This is a genomic window from Mycobacterium sp. ABE4_509 (assembly GCF_056160785.1).
Map to the genome: position 1 here is coordinate 1 of NZ_JBSWXU010000235.1, position 4564 is coordinate 4564.

5 protein-coding genes are annotated in these 4564 nt (G+C 71.5%); 4 read left to right on the forward strand and 1 reads right to left on the reverse strand.

The window, feature by feature from the left end; translation table 11 throughout:
• The coding region (locus ACXAID_RS27080) for a hypothetical protein (protein ID WP_475025263.1) at positions 1 to 286 on the reverse strand (286 nt) is incomplete at its 3' end.
• Between the two features lie 259 nt (positions 287 to 545).
• On the opposite strand from ACXAID_RS27080, the gene ACXAID_RS27085 reads away from it, so the two are divergent.
• From ACXAID_RS27085 to ACXAID_RS27100, 4 genes are all read left to right on the forward strand, one after another.
• A complete protein-coding gene (locus ACXAID_RS27085) occupies positions 546 to 1322 on the forward strand; it encodes an S-methyl-5'-thioadenosine phosphorylase (RefSeq protein ID WP_475025264.1) in 777 nt (258 codons plus the stop codon).
• On the forward strand, positions 1319 to 2359 hold the full coding sequence (locus tag ACXAID_RS27090) for an NAD-dependent epimerase/dehydratase family protein (protein WP_475025265.1): 1041 nt from the start codon (positions 1319 to 1321) through the stop codon (positions 2357 to 2359). The genes ACXAID_RS27085 and ACXAID_RS27090 overlap by 4 nt, the downstream gene beginning before the upstream one ends.
• A gap of 58 nt (positions 2360 to 2417) precedes the next feature.
• Positions 2418 to 3206: an alpha/beta hydrolase gene (locus ACXAID_RS27095; protein WP_475025266.1), complete on the forward strand. Its 789-nt coding sequence runs from the start codon at positions 2418 to 2420 to the stop codon at positions 3204 to 3206.
• Between the two features lie 81 nt (positions 3207 to 3287).
• On the forward strand, positions 3288 to 4418 hold the full coding sequence (locus ACXAID_RS27100; protein ID WP_475025267.1) for a nitronate monooxygenase: 1131 nt from the start codon (positions 3288 to 3290) through the stop codon (positions 4416 to 4418).
• Positions 4419 to 4564: the final 146 nt, after the last annotated feature.

Here is a 4564-nt window from a genome sequence, read left to right on the forward strand (position 1 = left end):
GCACCGCCACGCACCCGGCGGCAGGTCCGCCCGCAACGGGTTCCCGCACCCCGTCGGCGCGCAGCACGGCCCCCTCGGGGCCGCCGGTGACGGTCAGACCGTCACCGGCCGGCCCGGTGGCCAGCACCGTCGTGTTCTCCGCCGCCACCAGCGCCGAACACGGTATCCGCGCGGTCAGCTCCGCGGGCCGGTACGGGACCACCAGCGCGGTGGTCGACCGGGCGGGCTCGCCGGCCGCGGGCCAGCTCAGCGTCACCGTGTCGGTGTGGACCGGGGCCAGGGGCACCAGCAGCGCGGCGATCAGGCCGCACGCGCCGACGAGCAGCGCGATCCAGACGGGCGGACGGCGGCGCAGGACAGACCTTTCGGTATACGACCGGGCATACGGGGGGCGCGTGCAGCCTCTCAGCGATCGCCGGGTCGACGCACCCGGCTGCCGGGGTTGGTCACAACACTGTCATGCGCGGCCCGCCGCGGAACCGTTCTGCGCGGCCCGCCGCGGAACCGTCCTGCGCGGCCCGGGAGCGATGAACCACAATGGTCGGATGCTGGGAGTCATCGGTGGTAGCGGTTTCTACACGTTCTTCGGATCCGACGCCCGCGCGGTCAGTCTCGACACCCCCTACGGGCCGCCGAGCGCGCCGATCACCGTCGGCGCCGTCGGCGACCACGAAGTGGCCTTCTTGCCCAGGCATGGCGCCAGCCACGAATTCTCCCCGCACACCGTGCCCTACCGGGCCAACATGTGGGCGTTACGCGAGTTGGGCGTGCGGCGCATCCTCGCGCCGTGCGCGGTCGGCAGCCTGACCCCCGACCTCGGCCCGGGCGCGATCGTGGTGCCCGATCAGCTCGTCGACCGCACCAGTGGCCGCGCCGCAACCTACTTCGATTCCGGCGGCGTCCACGTCAGCTTCGCCGACCCGTACTGCCCGGCGCTGCGCGCCGTGATCGCTGAAATGCCCGGCGTCGTCGACGGCGGCACGATGGTCGTCATCGAAGGCCCGCGGTTCTCGACTCGCGCCGAGAGTCGCTGGTTCGCCGAACAGGGGTTCACACTGGTCAACATGACCGGATATCCGGAATCGGTGCTGGCTCTCGAACTCGAGATGAGTTATGCGGCTATCGCATTGGTGACCGATCTGGACGCCGGCATTGAGGCCGGTGCCGGGGTGCGGGCCGTCGACGTGTTTGCGGAGTTCGAGCGCAACCTCGTAAAGTTGAAGCAGCTCGTGCGCGACGTCATCGACCGGCTCGGGCCCGAGGACACCTTTCCCATGCGGCGGCCACACGAGGGCGTCGAGCTACCGTTCGAGTTGCCGTGAAGGTCCTGTTGACCGGCGCAGCCGGGTTCATCGGAACCCGGATCAGCGCACAACTGTCCGCCGCCGGGCACGAGGTCATCGGCGTCGACGCGATGCTGGCCGCCGCGCACGGTTCCGGCGCCGTTGCACCGGCCGGGGTTCGGCTGCTCGACCTGCGCGACGCCGCGGCCGTGGCCGGGGCGCTCGACGGTGTCGACGTCGTCTGCCATCAGGCCGCCGTCGTGGGGGCGGGCGTCAACGCCGCCGACGCGCCGTCCTACGGCTCGCACAACGACTACGCGACCACGGTGCTGCTGGCCGAGATGTACGCCGCCGGTTGCACACGCCTGGTGCTGGCGTCGTCGATGGTGGTCTACGGGCAGGGCCGCTACGTGTGTCCCCGCCGCGGGGACGTCGACCCGCTGCCGCGCAGCCGCGCCGACCTCGACGCCGGGCTGTTCGACCACCGCAATCCGTTCGACGGCGAGCCGGTCGACTGGGCGCTGGTCGACGAGGACGCTCCGCTGCGGCCGCGCAGCCTGTATGCGGCCAGCAAGGTCGCCCAGGAGCACTATGCGCTGGCCTGGGCGGAGTCGACCGGTGGCTCGGTGGTGGCGCTGCGCTATCACAACGTCTACGGGCCGGGAATGCCGCGCGACACCCCTTACTCAGGGGTCGCCGCGATCTTCCGGTCGTCACTGGAAAAGGGTGAGGCACCCAGGGTCTTCGAGGACGGTGGGCAGATGCGCGACTTCGTCCACGTCGACGACGTGGCCGCGGCGAACATCGCTGCCGTCGATGCCACCGCCGCCGGGACCGGCGGGTTCGACGCGTTCAACGTCTGCTCGGGCAGGCCCGTCTCGATCCTCGACGTCGCGACGGCGCTGTGTGCCGCGCGCGGCGATGTCGCCCCGGTTGTCACTGGGCAGTACCGCAGCGGCGACGTCCGCCACATCGTCGCCGATCCGGCGAAAGCCGAGCAGCGGTTGGGTTTTCGGGCGGCAATCGGCCCCGGCGACGGGCTGCGCGAGTTCGCCACCGCGCCGCTACGGGGCTAGCCTGGGGGAGCCGGGCCTGCCTCGCCGCGCGGTCGCCGTCGTCGCTATCGTCGTGCTGGTGGCGTCCGGTCTGCTCGGTCTGCTGTGGTCACAACAGCGCCGCCTGATCTACCTCCCGTCGCGCGGTCCGTTGCCGCCGGCGGCAACGGTGCTGCCCGGCGGGCGCGACGTCAGCTTCCCGACCGCCGACGGCCTGCAGCTGGACGCCTGGTTCCTGCCCGCCCGGGGTGGCCCGGCGGTGCTGATTCTGGGTGGCAACGGCGGCGACCGCTCGATGCGTGCGCCGCTGGCCGCGGCGTTGCACCGGATGGGGCTGTCGGTGCTGTTGACCGACTATCGCGGCTACGGCGGCAATCCGGGCCGCCCGAGCGAGTCGGGGCTGGCCGCCGACGCGCGCGCCGCGCTGGACTGGCTGACGCGGCAGCCGGAGGTCGACGCGGACCGCATCGCCTACTTCGGCGAGTCGCTGGGCGGCGCGGTCGCGGTCAGGCTTGCCGTCGAACAACCGCCCGCTGCGCTGATCCTGCGCTCACCGTTCAGCTCGCTGGGTGACGTGGTGGAGACGTACTTCCCGGTGCTGCCGTTGGGCCCGTTGCTGATCGACCGCTACCCTTCGATCGACCGGATCGGCGCGCTGGCCGCCCCGCTGCTCGTCGTCGCGGGGGAGACCGACGGGATCGTGCCGCTGCCGCTGAGCCGCCGGCTGTACGACGCGGCCCCGGGCCCCAAGGAGTTCGTGTCGGTGCCCGGCGCCGGCCACAACGACCGCGTGCTGCTGGACGGGGCGCAGCTGCTGCGCGCCGTCGAAGACTTCCTGCGCGACACCGCGGTGCTCGGCGGGCAGTGAAAACGGGGGTCGCGCACATCTCTTGACAGTGACTCCGCTCTTCGCGCGAGCGCTCATCGGCGGTCAAGTAATACTGGCGCGATGACCTCCTCAGCGCTGTGTGAGCAGTTCGGCATCGACTTCCCGCTCTTCGCCTTCAGCCACTGCCGCGACGTGGTGGCTGCGGTGACCAACGCCGGCGGCTTCGGTGTCCTCGGCGCGACCGCCTACAGCCCCACCCAGCTCGACCAGGAACTGGCCTGGATCGACGAGGCCGTCGGCGGCAAGCCCTACGGGGTGGACCTCATCGTGCCGGCCAAGTTCGAGGGCAAGGGCGAGAAGCTGTCCAGCGCCGAGCTGGCCGGACGGATCCCGCAGGCCTACCGCGACCTGGTCGACGATCTGCTGCGGGCCCATGACATCGAGCCCGAGCCGGACCGTCGCCTGGGCGGGGCGTCGCTGTCCGGCAACACCGGCCGCGAACTGCTCGACGTGGCGCTGACCCACCCGGTCAAGCTGATCGCCAACGCACTGGGCGTGCCGCCGGACTACATGATCGAAGCCGGGAAGGAACGCGGAATCCCGGTCGCGGCGCTGGTCGGCGCCAAGGAGCACGCGGTCAAGCAGGTCGCCGCCGGGGTGGACCTGATCGTCGCGCAGGGCACCGAGGCCGGCGGGCACTGCGGCGAGGTCAGCACCCTGGTGGTGGTGCCCGAGGTCGTCGAAGCCGTCGAGTCGACCGGCACCCAGGTCCCGGTCCTGGCCGCCGGTGGCATCGTGACCGGCCGGCAGATGGCCGGCATGGTCGCCGCCGGCGCCGCCGGCGCGTGGACCGGCTCGGTGTGGCTGACCACCGAGGAGGCCGAGACCGCCCCGCACACGGTGGCCAAGATGCTGGCCGCCCGCTCACGGGACACGGTGCGCTCGGCCGGGCGTACCGGCAAGCCGTCGCGCCAGCTGGTCTCCGACTGGACCGACGCCTGGCTGCCGCACACCGGCGGACACCAGCCGCTCGGCCTGCCGTTGCAGTCGATGCTGTGCGAGCCGGTGATCCGGCGCATCGACGTGCTGGCCGCACAGGGCCACGAAGGCGCCCAGGCGCTGGCGACCTACTTCGTCGGTCAGGGCGTCGGGCTGATGAACAAGGTGAAGCCGGCCCGTGAGGTGGTGCGCGAGTTCATCGAGGACTACCTGGTCGCCGCCGAGCGGCTGAGCAGTTCGCTGCCTGGCTGACTTCTCGCCCAGCGCAGGACCCCCGCGAACGTGCGCTCCCTGTAGTTCCCCGTCGGGCAGAATCAATTGTCTATTGCAACGTCCCAGGATTTTGGAGGTTGCAATGCCAAGTGGTTATCCCCATCCGTTGGAGACTCGGAGGACGT